We start from the raw sequence: 2500 nt of genomic DNA, 5'->3' as shown, positions 1-2500 counted from the left end.
GGTAACACTTCGTGGAGGCCCGAACCCACTGGCGTTGAAAAGCCAGGGGATGAGCTGTGGATAGGAGTGAAAGGCTAATCAAACTCGGAGATAGCTGGTTTTCCTCGAAATATATTTAGGTATAGCCTCGAGTATACGTGACGGGGGTAGAGCACTGGATGGGCTAGGGGTCTCACCAGATTACCAAACCCAATCAAACTCCGAATACCGTCAACGTCGAGCTCGGGAGTCAGACGGCGGGTGATAAGATCCGTCGTCAAAAGGGAAAGAGCCCAGACCGTCAGCTAAGGTCCCCAAATCTACGCTAAGTGGAAAACGATGTGGAAATGCCCAGACAACCAGGAGGTTGGCTTAGAAGCAGCCACCCTTTAAAGAAAGCGTAATAGCTCACTGGTCGAGTGGGTCTGCGCGGAAAATGTAACGGGGCTAAGCGTAGTACCGAAGCTACGGGTTGATACCTTAAGGTATCAGCGGTAGAGGAACATTGTGTAAGCCTGTGAAGGTCGACCGCGAGGACGGCTGGAGGTATCACAAGAGATTATGCTGACATGAGTAGCGAAAATGCGGGTGAGAAACCCGCACACCGTAAACCCAAGGTTTCCTCCGTAAAGGTAATCTGCGGAGGGTTAGTCGGTCCCTAAGGCGAGGCCGAAAGGCGTAGTTGATGGGAAACAGGTTAATATTCCTGTACCACCTGTTGTTGCGATGGGGGGACGGAGAAGGGTAGGCGATCCGGGCGCTGGTTGTCCCGGTTCAAGCGTGTAGGGGGGGAGAGCAGGTAAATCCACTTTCCCGTTAACTCTGAGACGTGATGACGAGAGCGTATGCTCACAAAGTCGTTGATCCCATGCTTCCAAGAAAAGCCTCTAAGCTTCAGACAGCAGGTGACCGTACCGTAAACCGACTCAGGTGGGTGAGGAGAAAATCCTAAGGTGATTGAGAGAACACTGGTTAAGGAACTCGGCAAAATGACACCGTAACTTCGGGATAAGGTGTGCCCACACTAGGTGTAGCGATTTGCACGTGAAGCCGAAGTGGGTCGCAGAGAAATGGCGGTAGCGACTGTTTACTAAAAACACAGGACTCTGCTAAGTCGTAAGACGATGTATAGGGTCTGACGCCTGCCCGGTGCTGGAAGGTTAAGGGGATTTGTTAGCGCAAGCGAAGCTTTGAACCGAAGCCCCAGTAAACGGCGGCCGTAACTATAACGGTCCTAAGGTAGCGAAATTCCTTGTCGGGTAAGTTCCGACCTGCACGAATGGCGTAACGATTTCCGCGCTGTCTCAACCAGTGGCTCAGCGAAATTGAATTCTCGGTGAAGATGCCGAGTACCCGCGGTAAGACGGAAAGACCCCGTGAACCTTTACTATAGCTTGACAGTGACATTCGGAATAGCTTGTGTAGGATAGGTGGGAGACTATGAAGCTGGCACGCTAGTGTCGGTGGAGTCGTCCTTGAAATACCACCCTGGTTGTTTTGGATGTCTAACCTGGGCCCGTAATCCGGGTCGGGGACACTGTCTGGTGGGTAGTTTGACTGGGGCGGTCGCCTCCCAAAGAGTAACGGAGGCGCGCGAAGGTTCCCTCAGCCCGATTGGAAACCGGGCGTAGAGTGCAATGGCATAAGGGAGCTTGACTGCGAGACCAACAAGTCGAGCAGGTACGAAAGTAGGTCATAGTGATCCGGCGGTTCTGTATGGAAGGGCCGTCGCTCAACGGATAAAAGGTACTCCGGGGATAACAGGCTGATCTCCCCCAAGAGTTCACATCGACGGGGAGGTTTGGCACCTCGATGTCGGCTCATCGCATCCTGGGGCTGAAGTAGGTCCCAAGGGTTTGGCTGTTCGCCAATTAAAGCGGTACGCGAGCTGGGTTTAAAACGTCGTGAGACAGTTTGGTCCCTATCTACCGTGGGCGCAGGATACTTGAGAAGAGCTGTCCTTAGTACGAGAGGACCGGGATGGACGTACCACTAGTGTTCCAGTTGTGCCGCCAGGCGCAGTCGCTGGGTAGCTACGTACGGAAAGGATAACCGCTGAAAGCATCTAAGCGGGAAGCCTCCTTCAAGATTAGGTATCCCTGGGTGTAACAACCCCTAAAGGCCCGTTGAAGACTACAACGTTGATAGGCTGGGTGTGTAATCACAGTAATGTGTTTAGCTTACCAGTACTAATCGGCCGTGAGGCTTGACCATAAAAATGAAATACGGCTCGGGGGAAGGTCTCCTTCCCCCAGGCCGGATATATCAACAACACATACACCTAACAAAAACCACAAATACAATTGAAACGATTCGTAACGACGGGTTCTAAACCCGCCATTACAACCGATTTCTCGGTGGCAATGCCGAGAGGGTCACACCCGTTCCCATCCCGAACACGGAAGTTAAGCCTCTCAGGGCCGATGGTACTGCACGGGTAGCTGTGTGGGAGATTAGGTCGCCGCCGGGAATAATTAAAACAGCCCCTTCACTACAAAGTGATGGGGCTGTTTGCGTTTGT

Annotated in this window: 2 rRNA genes (1 of these 2 cut by a window edge); both read left to right on the top strand. The window is 52.6% G+C overall.

Annotated elements, in window-relative coordinates:
• Positions 1–2193: ribosomal RNA gene (locus tag KJB30_RS17735) — 23S ribosomal RNA — on the top strand (it extends 760 nt beyond the left edge of the window).
• A gap of 139 nt (positions 2194–2332) precedes the next feature.
• Positions 2333–2449, top strand: a 5S ribosomal RNA gene (gene rrf, locus KJB30_RS17730).
• Positions 2450–2500: the final 51 nt, after the last annotated feature.

Origin of the sequence: Pelotalea chapellei, assembly GCF_018531195.1 — a bacterium.
Lineage (GTDB): Bacteria > Desulfobacterota > Desulfuromonadia > Geobacterales > Pseudopelobacteraceae > Pelotalea > Pelotalea chapellei.
Note: the sequence above shows the minus strand (reverse complement) of the source record. Positions and strands in the feature narration are given on the sequence as shown.